This window comes from Corynebacterium sp. KPL1824 (genome assembly GCF_000478095.1).
Lineage (GTDB): Bacteria > Actinomycetota > Actinomycetes > Mycobacteriales > Mycobacteriaceae > Corynebacterium > Corynebacterium accolens.
Window position 1 is genome coordinate 934,499 of record NZ_KI515749.1, and the last position, 24,622, is coordinate 959,120.

A 24,622-nucleotide genomic window follows, 5' to 3' on the forward strand; every position below is an offset into this window, starting at 1 on the left:
AAAGAAGCGGTTAACGATGCCACAAGGAATAGGTTAGCGAGACTTTTTCTTCTTGCGGTCTGCGGCGGCCGCCGCGGCCGCAGAGATCGAGTCATTCCGGTTCTTCAGCAGCTCAAGGGTCATGGCTTCGGCGTCCTCGGGGACGGAGGCTCCGAGGACGGCAAGGGCGGCATCGGCAAGCATGGCAGCGGTCTCCGGAACCGACTGGGCCGCTGCATAAGGAGGCGTGCCGTTATTGGGGCGCATCTCGATGACAGATAGCGCGATGTGGAAGGGCAATTCGATGCGCGGATCCGCATCGCCCACAATGGCGGCGGCGGTGGTGCGGAAGTGGCTCTGCAGCCGCTCGCGGGAGCTGTGGTACTCCGAAAACTCCGGCGAATTGGCCACCGGCAACTGGTACAACCGGCCGACATTCCAACCGCTGGTGAGCAAAAGGCGCGATTCCGCGGCGACTAGGGACCACAGGCGCTGCTCCGGCTCGGCATCGGAATCCACCAGCTCATCGGCAAGCTCCAGCGAAGGCTCGATGGTGGAATTAAGCAGCGCGAGGAAAATCTCCGTCTTGGAAGGAAAGTGGTAGTACAGCGATGCCTGGCGGATGCCTACCGCGTCCGCAATTTGGTGAGTCGACGTTGTGGCAAAGCCCTGGGTGGTAAATAACTCTGAGGAGGCGTCCAAAATCTCTTCCCGGGCGCTATTGCCTCTGCGGCGGGGGCTATGTTTACGCGGCCTACCGACGTTTCCTGACATGCGGCGGACGCCTCCTTTCTCTCAGCAGAAAATGCTTTTACTCAACAACTCTACAGCCCTGCAGCCCGCCGGCGCGGACCGCATGCGTAGCCACAAAAACTTTGTGGCGATTCTAATTCGCGCCATCCGCGGTGCGTTGGGAGATGGACTCGAAGGTCGCAGACACCATGCGGCAGGCCGTGCCGTAGGCCGTGCGCTCCAGTGGTGGCAGGTCTTGCAGGACGGATTCACGGCCGTGCACATTGTCGTACCAGCGGCGCATTTCTACCGAATACCCAGTGCGCCACGCAAGGTCGAGGGTCTCTGCGTCCTCCGCGGTGAGCATCCCGCGCTCTTGGCCAATGGCGAGGCGATCGACCGTGGGACGCGGGCCCGGTGCCGCCCAGCGCGCAATGGCGGCGATGGGGGATAACAGCATGGACTTGATATCTACGGCCGCACTGCGATCGGGCAAACCGCCAACGCGCTGGAGCAGAGGCGGACGCTGGGACAACGCCTCCTCCAGCAAAGCCTGCTCGCCGCCGCGGCCTAAAGGCAGGCCGGCATCGACGCGCGCTGCCATGGAATCGGCCGCTTGATGTACCTCTAGCCCGACATCGCGAAAAACGGACTCCAAATCACCGTCTTCTCCCATCCATTCAATGGGCATGCTGGGCAGCTGATCCCCACGCGCCGCCGCACCGGTTAAACGGATATCCGCATCCACGCCTGGTGCGCGCACGATATCTGTCAGCAGCCGCGAAAACCAGTTGGCTAATTCAATCTCATCGTCCTGGTGCGCTACCGCATTGCGCAAGACATCTTGTGCTTCCGCCAATAAGCCGCGAGCGGTTGCCCGAGACTGGCAATGGGGAGCAAGCTCCGAAAGATCGAGAAGGGATTGATGCAGGGCCATACAGTCACTGCCTTTCACTCATTGCAAAGCGGTGCGCATCTAAAAGTTGTGCGGCGCAGGATTGCTATAAATGTAACACTTATGCGATATCGCAGTAGCGCTTGGGGGAGTGTGCAGCGGGTTCGTCGCGTCCGTGCCTGTGGGCGTTCGCGGAGGAGCGTTGCGGCTGGTGTTGGCGTGGGAACTGGCGTTTGCGGCGTAGCGCCAAAGAATACCCCGAAAACGACTTTCGCCGCCTGACCTCGAAAGGCGGGGCGGCGAAAGCTTATGGTTCTTTTACCGTGTCACACTTGCCAGCGGCAAAAGTGCGCTGTTGATACCCAGCTACTGTTTAGCGGGTGGTGAACGGCAGGAGAGCCATTTCGCGTGCGTTCTTGACTGCGGTAGCAACCTGACGCTGCTGCTGCGGGGTCAAGCCGGTGACGCGACGGGAACGGATCTTGTGGCGATCCGAGATGAATAGACGCAGAGTCTTGGTGTCCTTGTAATCCACCTTCTCAATGCCCTCAGCCTTCAAAGGGTTCTTCTTCGGGCGACGGCTCTGCTCCATACGGAACTTCTTTTGGTTATTGCGCTTATTAGCCATTGTGCAATTACCCCTTTACCAGCTGGACTTGCGAACGCCCGGCAGCTCACCACGGTGAGCCATGCCGCGCATACGGACACGGGACAGGCCGAACTTGCGGAGGTAACCGCGCGGGCGGCCATCGGCTGCGTCGCGGTTACGAACGCGGGCTGGGGAAGCGTCACGAGGCTGGCGGTTCAGCTCGAACTGAGCCTCCAAACGCTCCTCATCCGGGGTGTTCGGGTTCTTGATGATCTTCTTGAGCTCAGCGCGACGCTCCGCGTAGCGGGCGACGATTTCCTTGCGCTGCTCGTTCTTAGCGATCTTGGACTTCTTAGCCATGAATTATCGCTCCTCACGGAATTCGACGTGCTTGCGGGCGATCGGATCGAACTTCTTCAGGGTGATGCGATCCGGGTTATTGCGCTTGTTCTTACGGGTCACGTAGGTGTAACCGGTGCCCGCAGTGGACTTCAGCTTGATGATTGGGCGAATATCGTTACGTGCCATACTTAAATCTTCTCCCCACGTGCGCGGATCTTGGCAACAACGGACTCGATGCCGTCGCGGTCAATGATCTTCATACCCTTGGTGGAAACATTCAGAGTAATGGTACGGCCCTCAGAGGGCAGGTAGTAGCGACGACGCTGCACGTTGGGGTTCCAACGGCGCGAAGTGCGGCGGTGCGAGTGCGAGACCTGCTTGCCGAATTCCGGCTTGCGGCCCGTTACCTGGCAAATAGCCGACATGGGTCTTCTTTCTCCTAGCCGCCCACATCGTGGCTATAAACGACTACGTGCCGACTGCCGTGTGAGGGTGGCAGTGCTCAAAAAGTGAGGTGTGAGCAGGTGCGGCATCGTCGTCAAAAACCAGTAGACGGGGCGTAATACGTATATTTTGACAACAGCAAGAGCAAATCTTACAGCCTTACTCGCGATATACCTAATCGCTGCCGCGATAGCCTCGCACATTAAGCCGTCGGCTTTGCGTCGATGATCAAGCAGCACTGCCTAACGCATTGGGGAGGTTCGAAAGCTTACTATAACGAATGGGGCGTAGATGTGCGCCTGTGGCGACTGTGGTTGTTGCAGGTGAGCAATTTCGTATATATGGCGGTGGAATGTAGGATAATTCAGGTTATCGGTCGGCGCGCTTTGTGGCGCCGGGCGAGCTGTAACTGTACATCCCAACTCGGGCACGATCCGTACCGTCATTATTCAGTGTGCGGAACCGACCCGTAGTCCAACCCTGAGGGAATATCTATGAAGAAAGACATCCACCCGGATTACCACCCAGTGGTCTTCCGTGATGCTGGTACCGGTCACTCCTTTTTGACCAAGTCCACCGCTACCTCTTCTCGCACCGTTGAGTGGGAAGACGGCAACGAGTACCCGCTCATCGTCGTTGACGTTACTGCTGAGTCCCACCCGTTCTGGACTGGTGCACAGCGCGTTATGGATACCGCTGGCCGTGTCGAGCGCTTCAACCAGCGCTTCGGTGCCATGGCTCGCCGCAAGAAGAAGAACGCGTAAGGAGAAGAAGAGAAAATGGCAACTCCTAAGTTTAAGAAGTCCCGTGCGAACACCCACGCACGTCGTTCCCAGTGGAAGGCTGACAACGTCGCTCTCCAGGAAGTCACCATCGATGGTCAGACCGTGCGCATCCCGCGCCGCCTGGTCAAGGCCGCTAAGCTCGGCCTGGTTGACGTAGAGCAGTTCTAAGCCTGCTTTCAGTCTCACCCCTCCCAGTTGCTTATTGGCAACTGCGAGGGGTTGTGATGTTTTAGGCCCTTTTTAGGCATCGGTGATGGGCAATAAAGAGCGCCTGCCATCCCGGGTGGGTGGCAGGCGGTGTAAGGAGAGTGCGCAGTAATAGCGCGTGCTCCTAAGTCGAAGGCTTATGCCTCAAGCGCGGCCTTGCGTTCCTCAGTGAGGCGGACTTCTTCCTTATTAATAAAGAGGAAGATAGCCAAAACGAGGACGGTAAAGAGCAGGAAGACCATGAAGGTGACATTCCAGCCGGCGTACTTGACCAGGTAGCCCACACCGGTGGAGGCGAGCGTCGCACCAAGCAGGTAACCGAAAAGGCCCGTAAAGCCGGAGGCGGTGCTTGCCACATTGCGCGGGGAGAGGTCGAGGGCCTGTAAGCCAATGAGGCCAACCGGACCGTAGATGAAGGCACCGATGAGCGCGATGAAGATAACCATGATCGCGAACGGGGTTCCTACGGGGGCCAGCCAGTAGCCGGCGATGGACAGGCCCGTAGCCAAGATAAAGATCAAGATGACCTTAGAGCGGTTGCCGTGGAAGAGCTTATCGGACATCCAGCCGCAGAGAATGGTGCCCAGGAGGCCTGCGAGCTCGAAGGCGCCGAAGGCGACCAAGCCGGAGTTGATGTTCATGTGGTGGACTTCGGCGAGGTACGTCGTAATCCAGTTGAGCACGCCGTAGCGCAGTGCATAGACAAATACGTTGGCGACCGCCAAGAGGACAATGATGCGGTTGCGCAGGACGTATTTGAAAATGAGATCCTTGGTGGAGATTCCATCACCTTCTTGCCGCTGGATATCTGCAACTTTGGCGGGATCATTGCGCCATTCATCGACCGTCGGCAGTCCTTCTGAAGGCGGGTTATCGCGGATGAGCAAGAAAGCTAAGGCCGCGATGATCAGCGCCGCGACGGCGGGGAGCCAAAAGGCTACCTGCCATTGATTGCCGGTCATCGCCAAGCCGACGCCTACCAGCAGCGGTAATACGCCTGCGCCCACATTGTGCGAGGTATTCCACAGCGAGCCCTTCCAACCGCGCTCGGATGTGGAGAACCATTGCACGATGACGCGGCCGCATGGCGGGTGCCCCATGCCTTGGAACCAGCCATTGAGGAACATGACGGTGGCAAAGACGCCTACGGATGCGGAGACCCACGGGACGAATCCGACTATCAGGTTCATCAGCGCGGACAGACTCAGCCCGATGGGGAGGAAATAGCGCGCATTGGATTGGTCCGCGAGCATGGCGGAAAAGAACTTGGATAAGCCATAAGAAATCAGCACGGCATTACTAATGATGCCGATTGCAGGCTTGTCGATGGTCCCGTTATCTTCCAGCAGCAGCGGCGCGATGGTGGAGATGTTATTGCGGATGAGGTAAAAGCCTGCGTAACCCAGGAAGATTCCCATAAAGACCTGGAAACGAAGCCGGGGGAATTTCTTGTCAACGTCCTCTTTAGGTAATTGGGGGCGTGGGCGGGGAGATTTGAGCCATGTCAACACTGCCTACTCCTTGGGTCGTAAAAGGTTCAACGAAATTAACTTAAAGTTAAAACTAAGCTAACCCTAAGTTAAATATAAAGGTACACTAACCTGATGGTGGATCGATTTTATGCCCCGGTGATTCTGTTTACAGCAGTGCGCGCTGAAGGATGGAAGAATGCTTAATAGGGGTGATGGTGCAGTCGCGTGCGAGTGCCAAGAGGGCGTCAAATGTGGTGAGTTTGACCAGCTTATCGCCTACAGTAACTTCACAGGAACTTCTAGTAGGTTGGCAGAATAGTTTAAGTTGTGACTAAGCGAAGCGAGGCATAGTGTTCCTATGAACATGAGGAATGATGACAACCGCGGCAATAATGGTGGGTCGCACGGTGTCCCGCAGGATCCCTACGGCACGAGTAACGGGCAGACGCCATATAACCAGCCGCGCGGCGGCCAACAGGATTCTGGATCCGCGTATTCCAACGGAACCTATTCCCAAGGCTGGAACCAGCCGCGCATCAACGAGCAGGAGGTACAAGCCTCCGAGCACGGGAGCGAGGCACCGTGGCACGCGCAGCACACCCCGCCCAGCAATCGCCTTTTTGGTGGCACTCAGCCGGGTGCTACCCGCGGGCAGGAGGAAACATCTAGCTTCGCTACCCAGCAGGGCGATTACTCCCAGCAGGGGCCTGCGAATAACCAGCCTGGCCAGCCGCCCGTGCCTGGGGTAACGCCTTTGCCGCCGCAGTCAAAGGAGAAAAGGAAGATCGGGCTGGGTGCCGCGACGGCAATTGCTGCGGTAGCGGCAATCGCTGCAGGTTCCATTACCGGTGTGGTCGTGGGCAAGAACCAGTCCAGTAGCGGTACGTCCGTGGTCAATGAGGCGCTCAATAGTAAACCGGCCGCCAATAGTATGGGTAAGGAACCGGAGGAGGGCTCGGTGGAAGCGGTTTCGGCTAAGGTTTTGCCGGCCGTGGTATCCATTCAGACTGCGACTCGGACCTCGGCTGCGGAAGGTTCCGGTTCCATCATTTCTCCTGATGGTTACGTCTTGACCAACCACCACGTCATCGCCGGTGCAGAGCAAGGCGGCATCATGCAGGTCACCTTGAACGATGGCAGCAAGCACGAAGCCGATCTCGTGGCTTCCGATGCCAATACGGATGTTGCCATCATCAAGATCAAGGACGTGCACGACTTGCCGCACCTGCAATTCGGCGACTCGGATGCGGTTGCGGTTGGCCAAGAGGTAGTCGCCGTCGGCTCGCCGCTCGGCCTCAATGCCACGGTGACCTCCGGCATCGTATCCGCGAAGAACCGCCCGGTGCGCGCATCTCAGCAGGGTGGCGAGTCCTCGCTTATCGATGCCATCCAGACCGACGCCGCCGTCAACCCCGGCAACTCCGGTGGTCCCTTGGTGGATATGGAGGGCAATATCGTTGGTATGAACTCGATGATTGCATCGTTGTCCGATAAGACCTCGGGTGAGGGCGGATCTATCGGCCTCGGGTTTGCCATTCCTTCCAACTTTGCCAAGCGCATGGCTGATGAGCTCATCAATAAAGGCCACGTAACCCACCCCACCTTGGGGGTTAAGGTCCTGGCGCGCGATGACGGAAATGGCGCGCGCATTGCAGAGGTCGAGCCAGGGGGACCAGCGGATCAAGCAGGTTTGAAGCAGGGCGATATCGTCACCCGCGTCAATGACCGGCTGATTGAAAACGCCGATGCGCTTATCGCTGCCGCGCGTTCCCAGGACTTCGGTGCGACCGTCACCTTGGAAGTATCCGATGGACATTCGGATGACACTCGTCAGGTAGAGGTAACCCTGACAGGCGAGTAGATTAAAACGCAGCCCGCGCCGTGTCCGCATTGCGCCCCCGACGTTTCTTTGAAGGAGAAAAATGGCAGACTCCCAGCAAGACTTGACCGACTCCACCAGGTTGGAGGATTCGGCTTCCACAGACGCTTTGCGGGATGTGGCGGAGCCGGATGATGCCTACCTTTTGGCCAGCGAGAAAGAGGACCGGGTGGCGGCGCCGCGCCGCGCGCTCGTCGTGATAGTCACGGATCATCCCGGCGAAAATTCAGATAGCACCTCCAAATTGGTTACTGAACTTTTGGCAGAGGCGAATTTCCGCATCGATGGTTCGGTGGTTGTGCGCTCGAAGAAATCCAAGATCCGGCAGGCCATTGAGACTGGCGTCGTCGGCGGTGTAGATCTCGTGCTTACCGTCGGCGGCACCGGAGTGAGCCCGCGCGATAAGACCCCAGAGGCTACCACTGGGGTCATCGACAAGATGGTGCCAGGCGTGGCCCAAGCCTTGCGCTCTTCGGGTCAGGCATGCGGCGCGGTCGATGCGTGCGCATCCCGCGGCATTTCGGGCGTTTCTGGTTCCACCGTCGTGGTCAACCTTGCGCCGTCGCGCGCTGCCGTGCGTGACGGCATGGCCACGTTGACCCCGCTGGTCCACCACCTTGTGGATCAATTGCAAGAATCCAGCGTGCAATAACGCGAAGGAAAGGGGTGGAGATACTGCCATGACCTCTCAATCACGTCGCCAGCGCAGGCGCGTATTCCGGCAATCAGATGCGCCGGAATATGACCGCAGCGCGGATCGCCCAGTAGGGCAGGACTTAGCAAGCGGAGAAGGCACCGATGCCCAGCGCATCGTTACCCTCGATGATGCTGCAGTGGAAGGCGACGGCGCCCAAACCGCCGAGCGCGGCGAAGAATTTTACCGGGAGAATCAGCCGCCGCACCACGGCGGGTAGCCCGCACATCCTTGTCCCGAGCCCGGAAATTCTGAAGCAGTCTTAACAAAAGCCCGTGTCCTCCCTCATTGCGAAGGTGGACACGGGCTTAACTGCGCTTAGTAAGAACTAGTCGTCGTGGCGGCTGTGCTTGCCCTCAGACGCGGTGGAGTTTTCGCTCGCATCTGTTGCAGTGGCATCCCCAAGTGCCTTATCTGCGGCGGTGACAGCGTCCGCGTTCTGAGCCTGCAAGAGATCGCGGATTTCTGCCAAGAGTTCTTCCGAGGTCGGTGCCGGGGCCTCTGGGTCCACGCCCTGGCGGCGCTTGGATGCTTCAGTGAGCTTGTTGAGCGGCATCACGATGAGGAAGTAGACCACTGCGGCGATGATCAGGAAGTTAATCGCGGCGGTAATGACGGCGCCAAAGTCTACGAGGGTGGACTTATTATCGGTGATTTGGAAGCCTAAACCGTCGACCTCTGCGGAGCCGAAGGAGTTAATGATCGGCTGAATGATGGAATCCGTCACGGAAGTGACGATGGCCGTGAATGCGGAACCGATGATGACTGCGGTGGCAAGTTCGACGACGTTGCCGCGCATAATGAAGTCTTTAAAGCCCTTGAGCATGGGAGAAAACGGACCTTTCTGGGGATAGGTAAGGGTGGGTGCGATCCATGAGCACGCTGGGAGTTTAGTTCAAGCTAAAAGTCATCACAACCTGAGGGATTAAAACAGGAGACAATGTTACCTGGATAACTAATGGACATCGGTTGCGGTATAGGTATTTAGTGTTAGTGTGAAAGTGGAATATAAAAAATATTGTTTGTAAAAATAACAGTATTCTAATGCGTGGGCAGAAGGGAACCCAGCATGAATATCGCACTCGCTTTATTTGCCTTGGCAGTCACAATTGGGGCAGGCTACTTCCTCGTTAAAGGTCATAAGCCTGTCATCATTTTATTGCTCGCCGGGTTTATTCTCATTGCAGTTTCAACCGCGGCCAAAGCAGGCTACGGAGTGTTAGATGAGGAAGACTCCACCGGCTCCCGGTGGTTGGACATCATCGGAATATTCGAACAAGTTGCTGGTAGCCAATTAACAGGCGTCGGCCTCATCATCATGGCCGCCGGCGGCTTTTCGGCATATATGAATAAGATCGGCGCCTCGCAGGCACTGGTCGAGGTGCTTGCCGCCCCAATCTCAAAATTCAAGCACCCCTACATCACGCTCATTCTTACGTATTTCCTTGGCGTGGTGCTTTTCATGTTTATCCCCAGCGCTGCTGGGCTCGCTATCTTGCTTCTGGTGCTTTTGCTTCCGGTATTAAAAGCGGTAGGAGTCAGCCCCGCGGCGGCAGGCGCGGTCATCGTATCCGCCTCGGCATTGCCTATGGGGCCAGCTTCGGGAACCTCGGTGCTGGCGGCGCGGACCATTGATCTATCCCCTGTCGTCTACTTCGTCCAATATCAGCTGATCGTGGCCATTCCCACTGCCATTGCGATTGCTATAACTCACTACTTCGTGCAGCAGCACTACGACAAGCGGGATTTGGAAGACTACAAAGAAACCGACACCTTGGGCGATGGTTCTGGCGAGGCTGGCCCGAAGTGGTACGGGGTATTTCTCGCACTGCCCATTATCTTGTTGGTGATCTTTAGCCCCTTGGTGAATGACAGCATCGAGCTAACCACGGTTGGAGCATTCGTAATAGTGTGGCTCATAGCCTTGCTGTGCGAAATCATTCGCCACCGTTCTTTTTCCACCGCGACCGAACAAGCTACATCCTTTTTTACGGGCATGGGAAAGATGTTCGGTGGCATCGTCGCATTGATTATCGCGGCACAAATCTTTGCCACCGGTTTAACGGCCACAGGCGCCATTTCCATGCTGATCGATGGAGGACAGCAACTCGGTGCAGGCGCAATCGTCATCACCCTCCTATTCACCTTGATTGTGGGTTTGGTGACGTTCCTGACCGGTTCCGGTGTCGGCGCATTCTCTTCCTTTGCCAGCCTGGTGCCTGACGTCAGCCGCGGACTCGGCGCTTCGGCAGCAGCAGTTATTACCCCAATGGAGTTTGCCAGCGGCCTATTCCGCGCGGTGTCCCCGGTCTCCGGGGTAATCATTTCCGTTGCCGGTGGCGTAGGGATTTCTACCACCGAGCTTATTCGCCGCACGCTGCTTCCAATGGGAGTTGGCTTTGTCGTGATGATCGTATCCAGCCTGGTCTTGCTCTAAGCAAGTTCTGGGGCCACAACCTACATCTGTAAAAGTAAGGAATTTATCATGGGAATCGGCGCACTGAACTCGTCTTTTCAGAAGAAAGGCTATGCCACAGCGGACATGGAAGCCCACTGGGAAGAAGCGCAACTTATACGGAAGATTTTCGCTGTTGAAGCGGCAATGGCGCGGACGCAGGGACACATGGGAATCATCCCGCAGGAAGCTGCCGAGGCAATCTCAGAAAATGCAGTCGCCAGTAATGCGCTGATAGAAAAAGCCCAAAGCGGCGGGGTTGGCAATCCTTCGGTTGCTGTTCTCGATGCGTTGCGGGAGGCGATTCCGGAAGACCAGCGCGGTTGGGTCCATTTCGGGGCGACGACTCAAGATATTTTGGATACCGCGCGGGCCCTGCAGATCAAGGCAGCGACTGACCTAATGCTGGAACGCTTGAACGCCGTTATTGCAGCTACCGCAAAACTTGCTCACGAGCATGCCCGGACGCTAATGGTCGCGCGCACCAATGGGCAGTATGCATTGCCGACGACCTTGGGTACGCGTTTTTCTCGGTGGAATGCAGAACTGCGCCGGAGCAGGGAACGCTTGGAAGCGATGCGTGAGCGCACGGAACAGATTCAATTTACTGGTGCTGTAGGTACGCTGGCGTCTTTTGGAGAACAGGGCCCCGAGCTAAGCCAGCGCCTTGCCAAAGAACTGGAACTGTTCTATCAGCCGATTTCATGGCATGCGAGCTCGGATACCATGACAGAGCTTGCGACGACAGTGGCTACCTTGGGGCAAAGTCTGGCCAAGATTGCAGAAGATCTCTTTGCTATGCAGCAATCCGATCTGGTCGAGGCTCGCGAGGATATGGATGCACATACTTCCGGTTCGTCCACCATGCCGCAAAAACTTAATCCCTTTGCCACAATGAAAATTTCCGTGGGAGCCAGCATGGCTAGCGGCATGGCGGCGAACATGCTGACACAAGCTCCGGCTACCTTTGAACGCGATCATCGCCTATCCGAGGTCCATCGCAACCTGATTCCACAAATCTTCGTCGCAGTCGATGGAGCGCTGGAAAAGTTGGGCCAGCTTTTTCCGCGTTTGCGTTTTGATGCAAAAGCATTAGAAGCCAGTGTAAAAAGCGCAGGTGTTTCACTGATGACTGAAGGGATCATGATGGAGCTAGCTCCGCATATTGGTCATAGTGCCGCACACGACGCTCTTCAGGACTTCGCCCGAGAAAATAGAGAGAACGGCACCTGCTTGGCAGAGTTTTGTGCGGCTCACCCTAAGCTTGCGGGTGTTTCGGAAAAGCTGGACTTTGATGCCTTGACAAATCCGGCCAATTACATCGGCCATGCCGTTCGAATCGCGGAATCGGCGCAGGAATAAACACCGCCAGTACACATAAGGTTCTCACGGTCCTTAGGAAGCAGAATCGGCGTCAACAGGCGTTTGAGGCTGGGCGCGATCGCCCACGATGACCACGGTCAGCGGTTGGTTTAATGAGGCGGCGGCGACGTCGTTAGCGTGCTCATTAGGCAGCGCGAGCAAGACGGTGGCAGAAGAAACTTCGCCCTCCGCGGTGGTGGTGGAGACCACTCGGGTGCCGGAAGCGATGACGCGGGCGGTCGCGGGCTCTGAATCGGTGGCATCGCTGGCCGTGACGATATCGACGGTATCGCCGTGGTGCAGGTGGGGAATGATGTCAGGATCGGCAAGTTTGACCGGGATCATGCGGCCGGAGCCGCCTCCCTTAGAATCGGCAGATCCCGAGTTCGCGACGAGGCTAGAGACCAACTCTTGGCCCAGGAGCCGCTGGCTGGTGACAACCTCGCCCTTGCCCGCAGCGGCGGTGATGATGCGGCCGGCGAGATCGGAGGGGGCATCGGCAAGCGCGCTGCTAGGAATGGAAGAAGAAGGCAGGCGCTCGAGGGAGACATCGGAGGCGGAAAGCTCCGCACCGGCGGGCAGATCGTGGCTAAAGACCAGCACCTGCGGCAGTTCCTTCGCCCTGGAAATCGCGGAGACCAACGCAGCGATGAGCAGGGCTAGCGCGATCGCGCGGCGCACGAGCACGCCGCGGCGGTGGCCAGGGGTGCGCAGGGTGCGGAAGAACTGTGAGATTCGCGGGGACGGGGAATGAGCCATGCACAATTAGACTGCGCTACTGCCTGCGCGGTTCCCCGTCTAGGAAGAAAAGCGGTGGATTCCTGCGGCGGTAACCACGGCCTCGACCCGGCGATCGTGGGATGTGGCCGGGATAGAGTCAAGGAACTCGGTGGGATAGACCATGGCGAGTACCGCGGGGTGGTTGCGCGGCACCAGGGAAAGTGCGCGGTCGTAGTACCCGCCGCCCTTGCCCAGGCGGTTTCCGGCGGCATCGATGGCCATGGCGGGAGCCAAAATCAGATCGCAACCGCACAGCACGCGGCTATCAAAACGCGGGCCGGCGGGTTCGGATATGCCCAGCTGGCCAGGCTGCATGCTGTGCGTGCCCTTGTATTCTGCCCAGTTTAAAACGCCGTTACCGCAGGTGATGGGCAATAATACGCGGTCGACGCGGCGGGAAAGCCACGGGATGAAATCCGCCCCGCCCGGCTCTGAGCCCAGCGGCCAATAGGCAGCGACGCTCGATACACCGGCAAGCTCAGGTTCTAACTGCTCGCGCAAGGCAGTGGTCCATTCCGCGCGCTTATCGGCGGTGAGGCCGCGGCGCGCGCGAAGCAGGCGGGTGCGCAGTTGCTCTTTGATATCGCTGGAAGAAGGCATAAATAAATAATAGCGTCCGTGGCGTAGCGCTACACAGGAAAATAGTGCGCCGTTGTACCCTAAGATCCATGGCTAATGAACGCGAAGATTCCGCCACCGGAATCACCACGGTTGTAGTTCCAGCGGCTGGCATGGGCACCCGCTTTCTGCCCGCCACGAAAACCGTCCCCAAAGAATTGCTGCCCGTTGTGGATACTCCCGGCATTGAATTGATTGCTGAGGAGGCAGCCTCTGTGGGCGCGCGCCGGCTTGCGGTTATTACTGCACCCGAAAAGCAAGAAGTAATGCGCCATTTTGCGGAATTTCCGGATCTGGTAGAAACCCTAGATTCCCGCGGCAAGGATGAGCAGGTAGCCAAGGTCAACCGCGCCCACCAGCTCATTGAGCCCATCGCGGTAGAGCAAGAAAAGCCCTTGGGCTTGGGCCATGCCGTGGGGCTGGCGGAAGAAGTCTTGGCAGAAGACGAGGACTCCTTTGCCGTCATGCTGCCGGATGACATCGTATTGCCGGCCACCGTCATGGCGGATATGGCGCGCGTTCGCGCCGAGCTCGGCGGCAGCGTGCTGTGTGCCTTTGCGGTGCCGCAGGAGCAGACGTTTAACTACGGCGTATTCGACGTAGAAGATACTGACGCGCCGGGCGTGAAAAAGGTCGTCGGCATGGTGGAAAAGCCGGACCCGGAGGATGCGCCGTCTAACCTGGTGGCTACCGGGCGTTACCTGTTGGACCGGAAGATCTTTGATGCGCTGCGCCGGATCGAACCGGGCAAGGGCGGGGAATTGCAGCTTACCGATGCCATCGAGCTGCTCATTGAGGAAGGCGAGCCCGTCCACGTAGTGGTCCACGAGGGCAAGCGCCACGATTTGGGCAACCCCGGTGGCTATATCCCAGCCAACGTGGACTTTGGCCTGCGCGATGAAAAATACGGCCCAGCGCTGTATAAAGCTATTAAACAAATTATGTCCGATTTCGAGGCGGAGCAAGGCCTTAACTAACTATCTTGCCGCGCGCACGTGCGTTGAGGGCAGCAAGGTAAAGGCCAATAAGAAAGGGCGGGCTGAGACCGTATGCGTTCAGTTGATGACCAGTTGGCTCTGGTTACTGATGCGGCGACGACCCCGGAGCCGGTGCGGATGAGCATTTCTAATGCGCTGGGGTTAATGTGCGCCGAGCAGGTGCAGGCCAATCAGCCCTTACCGGGCTTTCCCCAGGCGGCCATCGATGGGTATGCGGTTCGCGCCGTTGATATCGGCGGCGAGCGCGGGCTAAAGGTCCGGCGCCCGAAGAATCAGGACCAGGAAGGCAGCGAGGGGGAGGAGTCGGCTGAGCAGGCCGAGGACGCCGCCGCGCAGCCCGCCCCACCAGAGGTCGAGCGCTCCTTGCCCGTCGTGGGCGAGGTTCCGGCCGGTTCGAAGCAGCCGCTGCGCCTGCAGCCCAAGCAGGCCGTGCGGGTCTATACGGGCGCGCCCTTGCCCACGCTTGCCGATGCCGTCTTGCCCCTCGAGTGGACCGATCGCGGCCGCAAGCGCATCACGGCGCACCGGACGGTGCGCTCGGGCGACTTCGTCCGCCGCGTGGGCGATGATATTCAGCCCGGCGATGTCGCTGTGTCCTCCGGCACCGTCCTTGGCCCGGCGCAGATTGGCCTGCTGGCCGCCGTGGGGCGCTCCAAGGTGCTGGTTTATCCGCGACCCCGTGTGACCATCGTGTCCTTTGGCCGCGAGCTCGTTGATGTGGACAAGGAACCGGGCCTAGGCCAAGTCTTTGATGTGAACTCTTACTCCTTGGCTGCCGCTGCAAAAGAAGCGGGGGCGGACGTGGTCCGCGTGGGCATTGCCGAAGGCGAGCCCCGTCGCATCCGGGAAGTGCTAGAAACCCATATCACGCGCAGCGAGGCCCTCGTCATTACCGGTGCAGTGGGTGGCGCCGGTGCCGAACAGATCCGGGAGATCTTGGCGGAAATCGGCGATATCGATACCTCCCGCGTGGCCATGCACCCAGGATCCGTGCAAGGTTTTGGGTTGGTAGGAGATGAACGCATCCCTACATTCCTCCTTCCCTCGAACCCGGTATCGTCGCTGGTTATTTTCGAAATCTATATTCGACCCTTGATTCGCCTGGCCTTGGGCAAGCGCAACGCCCACCGCCGGGTGGTGCGTGCCCGCGCGCTCAACCACATTGATTCCCGCCCCGGACGCCGTGGTTTCATCCGCGCCCGCTTGATGCGCGATGCCGAAACCGCCGATTACCTGGTCGAGGGCCTTGGCGGTGCGACCGGTGCACCGGCGCACCTTCTGGCCGGACTTTCCGAGGCCAACGCCATGATCCGTGTGCCGGAAGAAGTTACCGAGATCCGCCCGGGCGATGTCGTCGACGTCTTATTTCTTACCCAGCGCAGCTAATGCTTGACCCTTTCGGTACCGCTGCGGCGAAACTGCGCCATCCAGTCACCGGCCCCACTGATGATCTGCATCCCGGTTGGCCGGAGGCGACTCCGATGGTGCAGCTTCCTTCCTCGGGGGCGCTGCCGTCTGGCGGGCAGTTGCGGCTGCGCCCCTTGCTGCGCTCGGATGGTCCCGAGTGGCGGCGCCAGCGCATTGAGGACGAACCATTGCTACGGCCGGTGGAGCCGACCCAACCGACCACCTGGGCAGAAGCCCACAGCTCGCAGGCCTGGTGGAATTACCTCATTTTTCTGCGCAACTCCGCGCGCGATGCCCAGGTGATCCCCTTGGCCATTGAGCTCGAGGGAAAATTCGTCGGCCAGGTAACACTTGGCAATATTCAGCATGGCAGCATCCGGGACTGTTGGATTGGCTATTGGGTGTATTCCGCCGTGCAGGGTGCCGGCGTCGCCACCGCGGCTACCGCCTTGGGAGTGGATCACGCCTTTGGACGGGTAGGCCTGCACCGGGTGACTGCTACCTACTTGGAGCAAAATCCCGCTTCCGGGCGCGTGCTGGGGGCCAACGGCTTTCGCTCCGAGGGGTATTTGCGCCGCAACCTGCATATCGATGGCGCCTGGCGGGATCATCATTTCGTGGCCCTAGTCAAGGAAGACTTCTCATCCACGGCGGTTGAGCGGCTGCGCCAAGCTGGGCGTTTGGTATGAAAAGCATGCTTAATTCCGAGTAATGCTTTCTCAATTTTCACATAAGTAACAACATTGTAATTTGCGGCTTCTGTGGCCCCTAAAGTGCGGTTTTGGCGATTAGAGTGGAGTAATCATCTGCACCCCAAGGGAAGGTCCTTAAGTCGTGTCCACAGCTGTGCCAGTTATTGCAATCATCGTGGTGTGGCTCTTCGTGCTCGCGCCGTGGCTCCTGGGCAGGAGCAATCGCCCGATGAGCCACACCGGAGAGGCCTTTGAGGATACCCGCGTGCTCTTTTCCGGTGATTCCGGCAATGTCGCCGGCCGCCGCCGCCCGCGCTTGCGGGCCGATGATGTCCACCGCAGCGGCTCGGATGAGGATTACGACTACGAGGTCGTATCCGCTGCCGCTGAGGACCCGGACAGCGAGGCAGACGTCGATGACGTGCTGATCGATGAGGACGCAGAAGACCGTTCTTCCCACGCGCAGTCGCGGACCATTGCTGGCGCTGCCCGCCGCGCTCGGGCGCAACCCTTTGGCGTAGGTGGCCGCGCATACCGCTCCGCCGCAGACGAGGATGAGGCTGACGCGCGCGACGAGCAGGCCACCCAGGCTGATGGGCCGGCAGAGACCATCGAGGGTGAAGTCATTGAGGAATCCGCGGTTCCAGCAGCTGCTGACTCACCCGACGCGACCGATTCCACAGAAGCAGCCGATAGCGCACGCACGTCCAATGATTCCGACGATGCAGATGCGGACGTTGACGATGCCGATGATGTCTTGCTTGATGATGACGAGCGCGCCGCCGGGGAAGAAGGCGATGTAAAGCGCAAGCCCCGCCGCGGCGATGTGGTTGCCAATTCCACCGAGTCTTTCACCGCGCCGGTGGCAGCAGACATTGCCGAGGATGCGTACGACTATGACGAGACCTATACCTCCCCAGTAGACCTGATGTACCCAGGTGCGGTCGATCCTGCTCCTGTTATCGATGCCGAAGATGCAGACACCGCAGAGACCGACTCGGAAGAGCCGGAGAATGACGGTGCATTCGAGGAATCCGCGGAAGCAGATGAGTACGGCGCCCGTGGTGCTGAGGACGCGGCGCTGAATACCGACCTTTCTGAGGACGAGGTGGCATTTGCCCAGCGCCGCCTTGGCCGCGGTGGATGGGACCCAGTGGCGGATAAGGAAAAGTCCGCCACTCGCTATCAACGCCGCCAGCGCACGCTCATTGGCCTAGCTATCGCCGTGGTCCTCACCGTGGCCTTGGGCATTGTGGCCGGTGGATGGACTTGGTGGCTGGCAGGCATCGTCGGCGTTCTGACCGGTACCTATCTGGTGGCGCTGCGCGCACAAGTCCGCCAAGAGCAAGCACTCTTGCGCCGCCGCGTAAAGCACCTGCGCCGGGCGCGGTTGGGCGTTCACAATACTGATGATGAGGCATTGAAGATCCCCCGCAACCTGCGCCGTCCGGGTGCGGTCGTCGTCGAAATCGATGATGAAAGCCCCGACTTTGAGCACCTTCCCTTAAGCTACAGCGACGATGAAGACGGTGACTTTGATGGCCCACACGCCGGGCCCGATGGGGTAGGGCGCCGCGATGACCTGGCCGCTCGCCGCGCAGGCTAATTAGCCCGCTGCGCCTCGCTTCCGTGCAGTTTTTCGGTTTCCTCCGGCCATACGCCGGAGGTTGCCCGGCGGTGGGAGCCCAAGAGGTGGGTATCGACCATCCCGATGGCCTCCATGAGCGCAAAGCAGGTCACCGGCCCCACGAACTTAAAACCGGCCTTCTTCAATTCCCGCGACATTGCCTGCGACTCGGGGCTCTTTTTCGGGATATCCTCCATAACCTCGGGATAGATATTTTCTGCGGGCTGAAAGCTCCAAATGAAATCCGCTAAGCCGCCGTTTTCGCGCAGTTTAATGGTGGCTTTCGCATTATTGATGGTGGCGCGGATCTTGGTTTCGTTGCGGATAATGGAGGCATCGGCAAGCAAGTGCTCCACCTCGGCCTCACCGAATTCCGCAACCTTGTCCGGATCAAAATGGCAAAAGGCCTTGCGGAAGGCCGGGCGCTTTTTTAATACCACGGCCCAAGACAGCCCAGACTGGAAGGACTCCAAGCTCAGGCGCTCAAAAAGACCGGCCTCGTCCCTAATGGGAAGGCCCCATTCGGTATCGTAATAATTCGTCAGCAGCGACGATGTCACGGCCCACGGCGTGCGGGCTACCCCGTGCTCATCGTAGGCCAGCGGGGTGCGTTCTTCGGTGGTGGTTTCAGTGTCCATGGGAGGTTCTCCTGTTGGTATGTCGTGCCTATTGTCCTTGTCTTTCCCATTGAAGCAGCGATGGCGGGTGAGGCGCAGCGTGAGTCTTGCTAGATGGTGAAATTGCAAGCTAGGCGGGTGGGGCGGTGGCATCTTCGCGTTGGGGTGGGCATTCGATGTAGTCTATTGACCATGAATAGACCTGCCGTTCGCGATGCCGCATTGCTGCTTTTTCGGTTGGTCCTCGGACTCATTTTTATCGCGCACGGCGTGGACAAGATGTTCATGGACGGAATGGATGAGACGGTAGGGCAGTTTTCTGCCCTCGGCATCCCGCAGCCACAGATTGCCGGTTATGCCGCCGCAATCGGGGAGATGGTAGGCGGCGCCTTCCTCGTCATTGGGTTGTTGACCACCTTCGCCGCGGCGGCGCTGGCCGTGGATATGGTGGGCGCGCTGTACTTCGTGCACTGGGGCAATGGCCTTTTCGCTGGCGACGGCGGCATCGAGTACCCGTTGGTGCTGTGCATGTCGCTCATAATGATCGTTATTTTTGGTTCTGGCCGGGCGAGCTTGGATAGGGCGTTAAGCAATGTTGACGCATAGCCAAGTACAAGCGGCGATTTCTGCCCAGCTGGATGGGGAAGAAGCGGAGCTTTCCGCCGATGTTATCGACGCCCACCTAGAACACTGCGCGGAGTGCCGGGCCTTTCGCGATAAGGCAGCGGCGCTATCGCGCTCCTTAAGCTTCGTGGAACCGGCGGATTCCGGCATGGCACCGCCGACGGACCTCTCAGAGGTGATCCTCGCCGGGGTGGAACCGGAGTGGAAGCGGGCATCGAGCGCTAGGCAGGCCAACCTCACGGTGGCGCGCATCGCCTTGGTGGTCATGGGACTTGTCTTTGCAGTGTGGGCCATCGTGCAGGTGGTACGCGCCTCCGGCTTGGTGCCGATGGGCGCAGAGGGCTCGGTGCTGGATCCGGCAGCCGATCCGGAGCGCGCCAACCTCCTGATGGAGGGCGCGGCCGTGCGCTTTGGCATGGCGTGCGGACTGCTGTGGAGCGCGTGGCGCCCAGCCTCTGTGACCGGGTTGTTCCCGGTATCAGCCACGATGTTTGCGTTTCTTTTCGGCTTTGGCGTGCGCGATATTGCGCTGGGGACCGTCACCATGGAGCAGGTCTATTTGCTTATTGCCACCGCGCTATCGACCATCAGCCTGGCCTGGGCATGGGCGGCCGAGAAGGGCTACCTGGTGCGCGCGTGGTGGAAATCCCTGAACGCGCAGCCGCACTAAGTAAATCGGGTTTCTGCGAGCTATTTCCAGCTGGGTAGCCACATCATGGATTGATACCACGATTCCGGGATGATGAAGCCATATAAGATGGGCGCGAAGTAGAAGAACATCGCGACCACCAGCGCGAGGTAGCAGGCGGCGACAAAAGTTCCCCGCCGCATCGTTCCGCCAGCGATGCGCGTTACCCACCGCCACCTGATGGGCTTACCGCGCCCGACCATTTGGCCCAGTATGAGGGCAAGCAGCACGATGACAAAGGGGATAAACGCGGTGGCATAAAAGAAGTACATCTGCCGGTCAAAGGCCGCTAGCCACGGCAGGAATCCGGCCGCGAAGCCCACGAGGGGAATAAGGAAGGCGCGGTTGCGGCGGATAATAAGTGACCACAGCCCCCAAAGCACCGCGGGGACCACCAGCCACCAGATAGCCGGGGTGCCAAAGAGGTAGAGCATCTTGCGGCATTCGCCACCGCCGCTGCATTCCAGATCCGTACTGGAGTAGTACAAGATGGGCCGAGCGCCGGCCAGCCATGCCCACGGCTTGGAATCCCACGGGTGGTGGTGGCCACCGGAAGAGGTCAAGCTCGCGTGAAAATCTAACACAGAAGAGTGGTAATAAAACCAGCCGGCCATAGGTTCCGGTAAGTGCATGAGCCACGAGTCTTCCCCGATGGTCCCATCCACCTTGGCGTGCCGGTAGACCGCGGTTTCTGAGGCGAACCACGCGCGCCAGCTCCACACATAAATCATTACTGGCATGGCCACCAAGGAGGCCAGTGCCGCGGGTGTATCGCGAATGAGCGTGCCCACAATATAGCGGCGAATGCCGTACTTGCGGCGCAACGCGAGGTCACTAAAGACGCAGAGCAGGCCGAAGAACATGATGTAGTACAGCCCGGACCACTTCACGGCGAGCGATAGTCCTAGAAAGACGCCGGCGGTAAAGCGCCACCACCGGAAGCCAAAACGCGGGCCGAAGGGTGAGGTGCCCATTCCGCCGCTCAGCAGGGCGTCGTGCAGGCGCTCGCGCATTTGTTGGTGATCGCGGGCTAGCGCCCAGGCGGCGGCGACGATGAAAAAGACCTGGAAGATATCCAGCATGCCGAATTTTGCAGAGACCAAGAGGACGCCATCGCAGACGGCCAAAATGCCGGCAAAGGTGGCCACCTGCCAGGAAAAGGACAATCGGCGGGCCAGCGCCATGGTCATCAGCACGGTGGCGACGCCGAAGAGGGCCGTCATCAAGCGCCAGCCCAGCGGGGTATAGCCAAAGACCCATTCCGAAAGGGCAATGATTTGCTTGCCCAGCGGCGGGTGAACGACGAGTCCAAAGCCTGGGTTGGTCTCAATGCCGCCGATGAATAAGCTATCCCAGCTTTTGACCATGTCCCAGGCCTGGGGGACATAGTGCTTCTCGTCGAAGACGGGCGTGCCCTGGGATACCGGCGCGGTAAGCCCCACGAACCGGGTAATCAGCGCGAGGACCGCGATGATGCCGGTGCTAATCCAATCGGCCTTGCCCCACGTATAGGTACGCGGTGCCGGCGGCACCACGCGGTTATGCGGGGTGCGCGGTGAGCTAGCGGGGGCAGCGGTAGCAATAGTCACGAAGAAGAGTTTAGGCGACGAGCCTGCGCGCGGGCGCATAGGAGAATGTGGAATGCTAGAGACATGTCAGCTTTAGGTCTGGAACCACTTCCGCGCGGCGTTATCCTTGCCGCCACGCCCTTGGGAAATGCCGGTGATGCCTCGGCGCGCCTGATGCAGGCATTGGCGCATGCTGATGTCATCGCGGCCGAAGATACCCGCCGCGTGCGCAATCTGGCACAGGCTCTTGGCATCGAGATTTCCGGGTCCGTAGTATCCAACTTCGACCACAATGAGCAGGCGCGTGCGCAGCAGCTTATCGATGCCGCCCAGCACGGCACCGTCCTCGTGGTCACCGACGCCGGCATGCCGATCATCTCCGATCCCGGCCTGTCACTGGTGGCCGCGGCCGCCGAGCGCGATATTCCCGTGACGTGTTTCCCAGGCCCCTCGGCGGTGCCCACGGCGCTCGCCCTCTCTGGTCTGGGCGTGGGCCACTTCCTCTTTGATGCATTCCCGCCGCGCAAGCCTGGCCCGCGAAAGGCGTGGTTGGAATCGCTGCGCAATGAAAAACGCGCCATCGTATTTTTTGAATCTCCCCACCGCATCGCCGAGACGCTTGCCGATGCCACCCAGATCCTCGGCGGCGATCGCCCCGCCGCGGTGTGCCGCGAGCTGACCAAGACGTACGAAGAGGTGCGCCGCGGCTCGCTAGCTGAGCTGGCCGAATGGGCGAGCGAGGGAGTCAAGGGCGAGATTACCGTGGTCATTGAAGGCGGAACCGGCGCTGCCGTGACCGCCGCGGCTCTCGTCCCACAGGCCTTGGAGTTGGCCGAGGCTGGCATGCGCTTGAAGGACGCGTGCAAGCAGGCTGCCAAGGGGACTGGGGTATCCAATCGGGAGCTTTATGATGCCGCATTGGACGCCCGTTGACCGCACACTAGCCGAGCATTTGTTGAACCGTCCGCAGGTTATTTCTATGCGGTGTATAAAAGGTCACAATTAGCCGTGCTAGCAGGTAGTTTCACGCTTTGGTATAAGTTATCGAATCGTTATACTTCCCGGGCGTGTGACGCCTAAAAGCCGTCTACGTGGGGATATGCCACCTATAGTCATGCAGGAAACCTTAAGGAAACGCTCAAAAATGTGCGTAAGCTGGGGTTTTGATAGAAAAGTGGTTTGAAAAATTGGGGTCACGCCACCAATGTAGAAAGCATGACTAATACTGAAAATAACGGCGCTGGTGTGCCCGAAGAAGGGAAGGGGCCCGGCGAATCTCCTGCTGGGGCCACTTCTACTGCTTCGAGCGATCAGCCGATTGAGGATTATCAAACGGTAGAAGAGACGCTGGATGAGCAGACGGCGACGAGCCAAATCCAGGACATGATCAACTCTGAGGGGTTCCACCCCGAAGAGTATGACGATCCGGAAATCGAAATCGCCGCAGACCGCGATAATATCCCGATTGACTGGACCATCATGGGTATCGCCGGTGTGCTTGTTGCCGCCATCGTTATTTGGGGCCTTGCCGCGCCGGATAACTTCGCGGACTTTTCTTCCGCGGCCCTGACGTGGGTCGTCGATAAGTTCGGTTGGGCTTACGTGCTCTTTGGCACCGTCTTCGTGGCCTTCGTTATCTTCATCGCTTCCTCTAAATTTGGCACCATCAAGTTGGGTCACATTAATGAGGAACCGGAGTTTTCCACGCCTTCGTGGATTGCCATGATGTTCGCTGCCGGTATGGGCATCGGCCTGATGTTCTATGGCGCTTCCGAGCCGCTGGCGAACTACCGCGACGGTACGCCTGGCCGGGGAACGGAAAACGTGGGCTCGTCCATGGCCTATGCCATGTTCCACTGGACGCTGCACCCCTGGGCTGTTTACGCCATTGTTGGTTTGGCCATCGCGTACTCGACCTACCGTATCGGCCGCAAGCAGCTGTTGAGCCAGGCCTTCGTGCCGCTCATCGGCGAGCGCCGGGCCAATGGTGGATTGGGCAAGTTCATTGACATCCTGTCCATCTTCGCCACCGTCTTCGGCACCGCCTGCTCCCTGGGTCTTGGTGCGCTGCAGATCCAGGCCGGCCTGGAAGCCTCCGGCATCATCGATAACCCAACCCAGTCCGTGGTTATCGGCATTGTTTTGGTCCTGACCCTGGCCTTCTTGCTCTCCGCACTCTCCGGTGTGGGCAAGGGCATTCAGTACGTGTCCAATGCCAACATGGTCTTGGCTGCGGTGCTGGCCATCTTCGTCTTCATCTTGGGTCCAACCGTGACCATCCTGAACCAGGTTCCGGGATCCATCGGTAACTACTTCAACTACTTCACCGAGATGATCGGCCGTACCGCAGAATCCGAAAACGGCACCGCCGGCGAGTGGCTGTCTAGCTACACCATCTTCTACTGGGCATGGTGGGTCTCCTGGTCCCCATTCGTGGGCATGTTCTTGGCACGCATTTCCCGCGGCCGTTCCGTCCGCGAGTTCTGCCTAGGCGTCCTGCTTATCCCAGCCGGCGTTTCCACCCTGTGGTTCGCCATCTTCGGTGGCACCGCAATCCACATGGAGCAAAACGGCGAATCCATCACCGGCGAATCCGCCGAGGTAGAGCTGTTTAACCTCCTGCACAACCTGCCTGGTGGCTTCATTGCCGGCGTCGTCGCCGTCATCTTGCTGTCCACCTTCTTCATTACCTCCGCGGACTCCGCTTCCACCGTGATGGGTTCGATGACCCAAAACGGTGCGGCAACCGCGAAGCCGTGGCTCTCCGCCCTGTGGGGTGCCCTGACCGCAGCCGTTGGCCTGACCCTGCTCTTGGTCAATGAGGACGCGCTGTCCAACCTGCAGAACGTCACCATCGTGGCGGCGCTGCCGTTCTTGTTCATCGTCATTGGCTTGATGTTCGCCATCTACAAGGACTTGAGCAATGACATTATTTACCTCGAGTACCGCGAGGCGCAGCAGTTCCAGCGCAAGATGGCCCGCGAGCGCCGCTTGCACCGCGACTACCAGCGCACGCAGGAACTCAAGAAGCGTCGCAACGAGCGTTTGAAGAACCCGATGAAGCGCAAGTAGATAAAGCATCTACCGCCTTTGGTAGCAGCGCCCGCCGCTTTCCCGCACGAGGGAAGGAGGCGGGCGCTTTTCGGCTGTAGAGGTTATGTGCCCTCA

General features: G+C 59.1%; 27 protein-coding genes. 15 read left to right on the plus strand and 12 right to left on the minus strand.

Going from position 1 to position 24,622, the window contains the following annotated elements; genetic code table 11:
• Positions 1 to 33 precede the first annotated feature (33 nt).
• From HMPREF1267_RS04345 to rpmB, 6 genes are all read right to left on the minus strand, one after another.
• Positions 34 to 753: a TetR/AcrR family transcriptional regulator gene (locus HMPREF1267_RS04345; protein ID WP_023028530.1), complete on the minus strand. Its 720-nt coding sequence runs from the start codon at positions 751 to 753 to the stop codon at positions 34 to 36.
• Positions 754 to 865: 112 nt separating this feature from the next.
• Positions 866 to 1,648 (minus strand): putative nucleotidyltransferase substrate binding domain-containing protein, encoded by a 783-nt coding sequence (locus HMPREF1267_RS04350; RefSeq protein WP_023028531.1) that lies wholly within the window; start codon positions 1,646 to 1,648, stop codon positions 866 to 868.
• Between the two features lie 331 nt (positions 1,649 to 1,979).
• Positions 1,980 to 2,234 (minus strand): 30S ribosomal protein S18, encoded by a 255-nt coding sequence (gene rpsR / locus HMPREF1267_RS04355; RefSeq protein WP_005279904.1) that lies wholly within the window; start codon positions 2,232 to 2,234, stop codon positions 1,980 to 1,982.
• A 15-nt stretch (positions 2,235 to 2,249) separates the two neighbouring features.
• On the minus strand, positions 2,250 to 2,555 hold the full coding sequence (gene rpsN / locus HMPREF1267_RS04360) for a 30S ribosomal protein S14 (RefSeq protein WP_005279906.1): 306 nt from the start codon (positions 2,553 to 2,555) through the stop codon (positions 2,250 to 2,252).
• Between the two features lie 3 nt (positions 2,556 to 2,558).
• Positions 2,559 to 2,723, minus strand: coding sequence for a 50S ribosomal protein L33 (gene rpmG / locus HMPREF1267_RS04365; RefSeq protein ID WP_005279910.1), 165 nt, complete (start codon positions 2,721 to 2,723; stop codon positions 2,559 to 2,561).
• Positions 2,724 to 2,725: 2 nt separating this feature from the next.
• Positions 2,726 to 2,962 carry a 50S ribosomal protein L28 gene (gene rpmB, locus HMPREF1267_RS04370; protein ID WP_005279911.1) on the minus strand — a complete coding sequence of 79 codons (237 nt, stop codon included), beginning with the start codon at positions 2,960 to 2,962 and terminating at the stop codon, positions 2,726 to 2,728.
• A 513-nt stretch (positions 2,963 to 3,475) separates the two neighbouring features.
• Here rpmB and HMPREF1267_RS04375 point away from each other — a divergent pair.
• Both HMPREF1267_RS04375 and rpmF read left to right on the plus strand, forming a co-directional pair.
• Complete coding sequence (locus HMPREF1267_RS04375; RefSeq protein WP_005279912.1) at positions 3,476 to 3,745, plus strand: type B 50S ribosomal protein L31; 270 nt, start codon at positions 3,476 to 3,478, stop codon at positions 3,743 to 3,745.
• A gap of 15 nt (positions 3,746 to 3,760) precedes the next feature.
• Positions 3,761 to 3,934, plus strand: coding sequence for a 50S ribosomal protein L32 (gene rpmF, locus HMPREF1267_RS04380; protein ID WP_005279913.1), 174 nt, complete (start codon positions 3,761 to 3,763; stop codon positions 3,932 to 3,934).
• 176 nt (positions 3,935 to 4,110) lie between these two features.
• Here the strand turns inward: rpmF and HMPREF1267_RS04385 are convergent, their stop codons facing one another.
• Entirely contained in the window at positions 4,111 to 5,484 is a 1,374-nt protein-coding gene (locus HMPREF1267_RS04385) for an MFS transporter (RefSeq protein WP_023028532.1), read from the minus strand.
• Positions 5,485 to 5,803: 319 nt separating this feature from the next.
• On the opposite strand from HMPREF1267_RS04385, the gene HMPREF1267_RS04390 reads away from it, so the two are divergent.
• The 3 genes from HMPREF1267_RS04390 to HMPREF1267_RS04400 all read left to right on the plus strand — a co-directional run bounded on the left by HMPREF1267_RS04390 (position 5,804) and on the right by HMPREF1267_RS04400 (position 8,238).
• Positions 5,804 to 7,306, plus strand: a complete 1,503-nt coding sequence (locus HMPREF1267_RS04390; RefSeq protein WP_023028533.1) for a S1C family serine protease — start codon at positions 5,804 to 5,806, stop codon at positions 7,304 to 7,306.
• A 61-nt stretch (positions 7,307 to 7,367) separates the two neighbouring features.
• Entirely contained in the window at positions 7,368 to 7,976 is a 609-nt protein-coding gene (locus tag HMPREF1267_RS04395) for a molybdenum cofactor biosynthesis protein B (protein WP_005279920.1), read from the plus strand.
• A 28-nt stretch (positions 7,977 to 8,004) separates the two neighbouring features.
• Positions 8,005 to 8,238, plus strand: coding sequence for a hypothetical protein (locus HMPREF1267_RS04400; protein ID WP_023028534.1), 234 nt, complete (start codon positions 8,005 to 8,007; stop codon positions 8,236 to 8,238).
• A gap of 108 nt (positions 8,239 to 8,346) precedes the next feature.
• On the opposite strand, the gene mscL is transcribed toward HMPREF1267_RS04400, so the two are convergent.
• Positions 8,347 to 8,844 (minus strand): large-conductance mechanosensitive channel protein MscL, encoded by a 498-nt coding sequence (gene mscL / locus HMPREF1267_RS04405; protein ID WP_023028535.1) that lies wholly within the window; start codon positions 8,842 to 8,844, stop codon positions 8,347 to 8,349.
• Positions 8,845 to 9,087: 243 nt separating this feature from the next.
• Here mscL and dcuC point away from each other — a divergent pair, with 243 nt between their 5' ends.
• Together dcuC and HMPREF1267_RS04415 are read left to right on the plus strand one after the other, a co-directional pair.
• Entirely contained in the window at positions 9,088 to 10,455 is a 1,368-nt protein-coding gene (gene dcuC / locus HMPREF1267_RS04410) for a C4-dicarboxylate transporter DcuC (RefSeq protein ID WP_023028536.1), read from the plus strand.
• Between the two features lie 48 nt (positions 10,456 to 10,503).
• Complete coding sequence (locus HMPREF1267_RS04415) at positions 10,504 to 11,835, plus strand: lyase family protein (RefSeq protein WP_023028537.1); 1,332 nt, start codon at positions 10,504 to 10,506, stop codon at positions 11,833 to 11,835.
• Between the two features lie 33 nt (positions 11,836 to 11,868).
• Here HMPREF1267_RS04415 and HMPREF1267_RS04420 read toward each other — a convergent pair whose 3' ends face one another.
• Together HMPREF1267_RS04420 and HMPREF1267_RS04425 are read right to left on the minus strand one after the other, a co-directional pair.
• Positions 11,869 to 12,594, minus strand: a complete 726-nt coding sequence (locus HMPREF1267_RS04420) for an SAF domain-containing protein (RefSeq protein WP_023028538.1) — start codon at positions 12,592 to 12,594, stop codon at positions 11,869 to 11,871.
• Positions 12,595 to 12,633: 39 nt separating this feature from the next.
• On the minus strand, positions 12,634 to 13,215 hold the full coding sequence (locus HMPREF1267_RS04425; protein WP_023028539.1) for a 5-formyltetrahydrofolate cyclo-ligase: 582 nt from the start codon (positions 13,213 to 13,215) through the stop codon (positions 12,634 to 12,636).
• 68 nt (positions 13,216 to 13,283) lie between these two features.
• Between HMPREF1267_RS04425 and HMPREF1267_RS04430 the strand changes: the two genes are divergently transcribed.
• The 4 genes from HMPREF1267_RS04430 to glpR all read left to right on the plus strand — a co-directional run bounded on the left by HMPREF1267_RS04430 (position 13,284) and on the right by glpR (position 17,936).
• Positions 13,284 to 14,210 carry a UTP--glucose-1-phosphate uridylyltransferase gene (locus HMPREF1267_RS04430; RefSeq protein ID WP_005281976.1) on the plus strand — a complete coding sequence of 309 codons (927 nt, stop codon included), beginning with the start codon at positions 13,284 to 13,286 and terminating at the stop codon, positions 14,208 to 14,210.
• 72 nt (positions 14,211 to 14,282) lie between these two features.
• Positions 14,283 to 15,617, plus strand: coding sequence for a gephyrin-like molybdotransferase Glp (gene glp / locus HMPREF1267_RS04435; protein ID WP_023028541.1), 1,335 nt, complete (start codon positions 14,283 to 14,285; stop codon positions 15,615 to 15,617).
• On the plus strand, positions 15,617 to 16,327 hold the full coding sequence (locus HMPREF1267_RS04440; protein ID WP_034666876.1) for a GNAT family N-acetyltransferase: 711 nt from the start codon (positions 15,617 to 15,619) through the stop codon (positions 16,325 to 16,327). Before glp ends, HMPREF1267_RS04440 begins: the two co-directional genes overlap by 1 nt.
• Before the next feature lie 145 nt (positions 16,328 to 16,472).
• Positions 16,473 to 17,936 (plus strand): gephyrin-like molybdotransferase receptor GlpR, encoded by a 1,464-nt coding sequence (gene glpR, locus HMPREF1267_RS04445; RefSeq protein WP_034666877.1) that lies wholly within the window; start codon positions 16,473 to 16,475, stop codon positions 17,934 to 17,936.
• On the opposite strand, the gene HMPREF1267_RS04450 is transcribed toward glpR, so the two are convergent.
• On the minus strand, positions 17,933 to 18,595 hold the full coding sequence (locus tag HMPREF1267_RS04450) for a DNA-3-methyladenine glycosylase I (RefSeq protein WP_023028544.1): 663 nt from the start codon (positions 18,593 to 18,595) through the stop codon (positions 17,933 to 17,935). The two genes, glpR and HMPREF1267_RS04450, sit on opposite strands and share 4 nt — an antisense overlap.
• Before the next feature lie 171 nt (positions 18,596 to 18,766).
• Between HMPREF1267_RS04450 and HMPREF1267_RS04455 the strand changes: the two genes are divergently transcribed.
• Together HMPREF1267_RS04455 and HMPREF1267_RS04460 are read left to right on the plus strand one after the other, a co-directional pair.
• The gene (locus tag HMPREF1267_RS04455; protein ID WP_005279936.1) at positions 18,767 to 19,180 is read left to right on the plus strand and encodes a DoxX family protein; all 414 of its coding nucleotides are present in this window, start codon (positions 18,767 to 18,769) and stop codon (positions 19,178 to 19,180) included.
• Positions 19,167 to 19,868 carry a zf-HC2 domain-containing protein gene (locus tag HMPREF1267_RS04460; RefSeq protein WP_023028545.1) on the plus strand — a complete coding sequence of 234 codons (702 nt, stop codon included), beginning with the start codon at positions 19,167 to 19,169 and terminating at the stop codon, positions 19,866 to 19,868. The genes HMPREF1267_RS04455 and HMPREF1267_RS04460 overlap by 14 nt, the downstream gene beginning before the upstream one ends.
• A gap of 20 nt (positions 19,869 to 19,888) precedes the next feature.
• Here HMPREF1267_RS04460 and HMPREF1267_RS04465 read toward each other — a convergent pair whose 3' ends face one another.
• A complete protein-coding gene (locus tag HMPREF1267_RS04465) occupies positions 19,889 to 21,514 on the minus strand; it encodes a dolichyl-phosphate-mannose--protein mannosyltransferase (protein ID WP_023028546.1) in 1,626 nt (541 codons plus the stop codon).
• A 24-nt stretch (positions 21,515 to 21,538) separates the two neighbouring features.
• On the opposite strand from HMPREF1267_RS04465, the gene rsmI reads away from it, so the two are divergent.
• Together rsmI and HMPREF1267_RS04475 are read left to right on the plus strand one after the other, a co-directional pair.
• Positions 21,539 to 22,387, plus strand: coding sequence for a 16S rRNA (cytidine(1402)-2'-O)-methyltransferase (rsmI, locus tag HMPREF1267_RS04470; RefSeq protein ID WP_023028547.1), 849 nt, complete (start codon positions 21,539 to 21,541; stop codon positions 22,385 to 22,387).
• Positions 22,388 to 22,669: 282 nt separating this feature from the next.
• Positions 22,670 to 24,526 (plus strand): BCCT family transporter, encoded by a 1,857-nt coding sequence (locus tag HMPREF1267_RS04475; RefSeq protein WP_005279941.1) that lies wholly within the window; start codon positions 22,670 to 22,672, stop codon positions 24,524 to 24,526.
• The last annotated feature ends 96 nt before the right edge of the window (positions 24,527 to 24,622 follow it).

Bases quoted from the DNA above. Each gene is read 5' to 3' on its own strand.
- HMPREF1267_RS04450 (WP_023028544.1), bottom strand. From the start codon at position 18,595: ATGGACACTGAAACCACCACCGAAGAACGCACCCCGCTGGCCTACGAT.
- HMPREF1267_RS04395 (WP_005279920.1), top strand. From the start codon at position 7,368: ATGGCAGACTCCCAGCAAGACTTGACCGACTCCACCAGGTTGGAGGAT.
- rpsN (WP_005279906.1), bottom strand. From the start codon at position 2,555: ATGGCTAAGAAGTCCAAGATCGCTAAGAACGAGCAGCGCAAGGAAATC.
- HMPREF1267_RS04420 (WP_023028538.1), bottom strand. From the start codon at position 12,594: ATGGCTCATTCCCCGTCCCCGCGAATCTCACAGTTCTTCCGCACCCTG.
- HMPREF1267_RS04400 (WP_023028534.1), top strand. From the start codon at position 8,005: ATGACCTCTCAATCACGTCGCCAGCGCAGGCGCGTATTCCGGCAATCA.
- rpsR (WP_005279904.1), bottom strand. From the start codon at position 2,234: ATGGCTAATAAGCGCAATAACCAAAAGAAGTTCCGTATGGAGCAGAGC.
- HMPREF1267_RS04455 (WP_005279936.1), top strand. From the start codon at position 18,767: ATGAATAGACCTGCCGTTCGCGATGCCGCATTGCTGCTTTTTCGGTTG.
- HMPREF1267_RS04425 (WP_023028539.1), bottom strand. From the start codon at position 13,215: ATGCCTTCTTCCAGCGATATCAAAGAGCAACTGCGCACCCGCCTGCTT.
- HMPREF1267_RS04465 (WP_023028546.1), bottom strand. From the start codon at position 21,514: ATGCGCCCGCGCGCAGGCTCGTCGCCTAAACTCTTCTTCGTGACTATT.
- HMPREF1267_RS04475 (WP_005279941.1), top strand. From the start codon at position 22,670: ATGACTAATACTGAAAATAACGGCGCTGGTGTGCCCGAAGAAGGGAAG.
- dcuC (WP_023028536.1), top strand. From the start codon at position 9,088: ATGAATATCGCACTCGCTTTATTTGCCTTGGCAGTCACAATTGGGGCA.
- glp (WP_023028541.1), top strand. From the start codon at position 14,283: ATGCGTTCAGTTGATGACCAGTTGGCTCTGGTTACTGATGCGGCGACG.
- HMPREF1267_RS04350 (WP_023028531.1), bottom strand. From the start codon at position 1,648: ATGGCCCTGCATCAATCCCTTCTCGATCTTTCGGAGCTTGCTCCCCAT.
- mscL (WP_023028535.1), bottom strand. From the start codon at position 8,844: ATGCTCAAGGGCTTTAAAGACTTCATTATGCGCGGCAACGTCGTCGAA.
- HMPREF1267_RS04390 (WP_023028533.1), top strand. From the start codon at position 5,804: ATGAACATGAGGAATGATGACAACCGCGGCAATAATGGTGGGTCGCAC.
- HMPREF1267_RS04415 (WP_023028537.1), top strand. From the start codon at position 10,504: ATGGGAATCGGCGCACTGAACTCGTCTTTTCAGAAGAAAGGCTATGCC.
- HMPREF1267_RS04440 (WP_034666876.1), top strand. From the start codon at position 15,617: ATGCTTGACCCTTTCGGTACCGCTGCGGCGAAACTGCGCCATCCAGTC.
- rpmG (WP_005279910.1), bottom strand. From the start codon at position 2,723: ATGGCACGTAACGATATTCGCCCAATCATCAAGCTGAAGTCCACTGCG.
- rpmF (WP_005279913.1), top strand. From the start codon at position 3,761: ATGGCAACTCCTAAGTTTAAGAAGTCCCGTGCGAACACCCACGCACGT.
- HMPREF1267_RS04430 (WP_005281976.1), top strand. From the start codon at position 13,284: ATGGCTAATGAACGCGAAGATTCCGCCACCGGAATCACCACGGTTGTA.
- HMPREF1267_RS04375 (WP_005279912.1), top strand. From the start codon at position 3,476: ATGAAGAAAGACATCCACCCGGATTACCACCCAGTGGTCTTCCGTGAT.
- HMPREF1267_RS04345 (WP_023028530.1), bottom strand. From the start codon at position 753: ATGTCAGGAAACGTCGGTAGGCCGCGTAAACATAGCCCCCGCCGCAGA.
- rsmI (WP_023028547.1), top strand. From the start codon at position 21,539: ATGTCAGCTTTAGGTCTGGAACCACTTCCGCGCGGCGTTATCCTTGCC.
- rpmB (WP_005279911.1), bottom strand. From the start codon at position 2,962: ATGTCGGCTATTTGCCAGGTAACGGGCCGCAAGCCGGAATTCGGCAAG.
- HMPREF1267_RS04460 (WP_023028545.1), top strand. From the start codon at position 19,167: ATGTTGACGCATAGCCAAGTACAAGCGGCGATTTCTGCCCAGCTGGAT.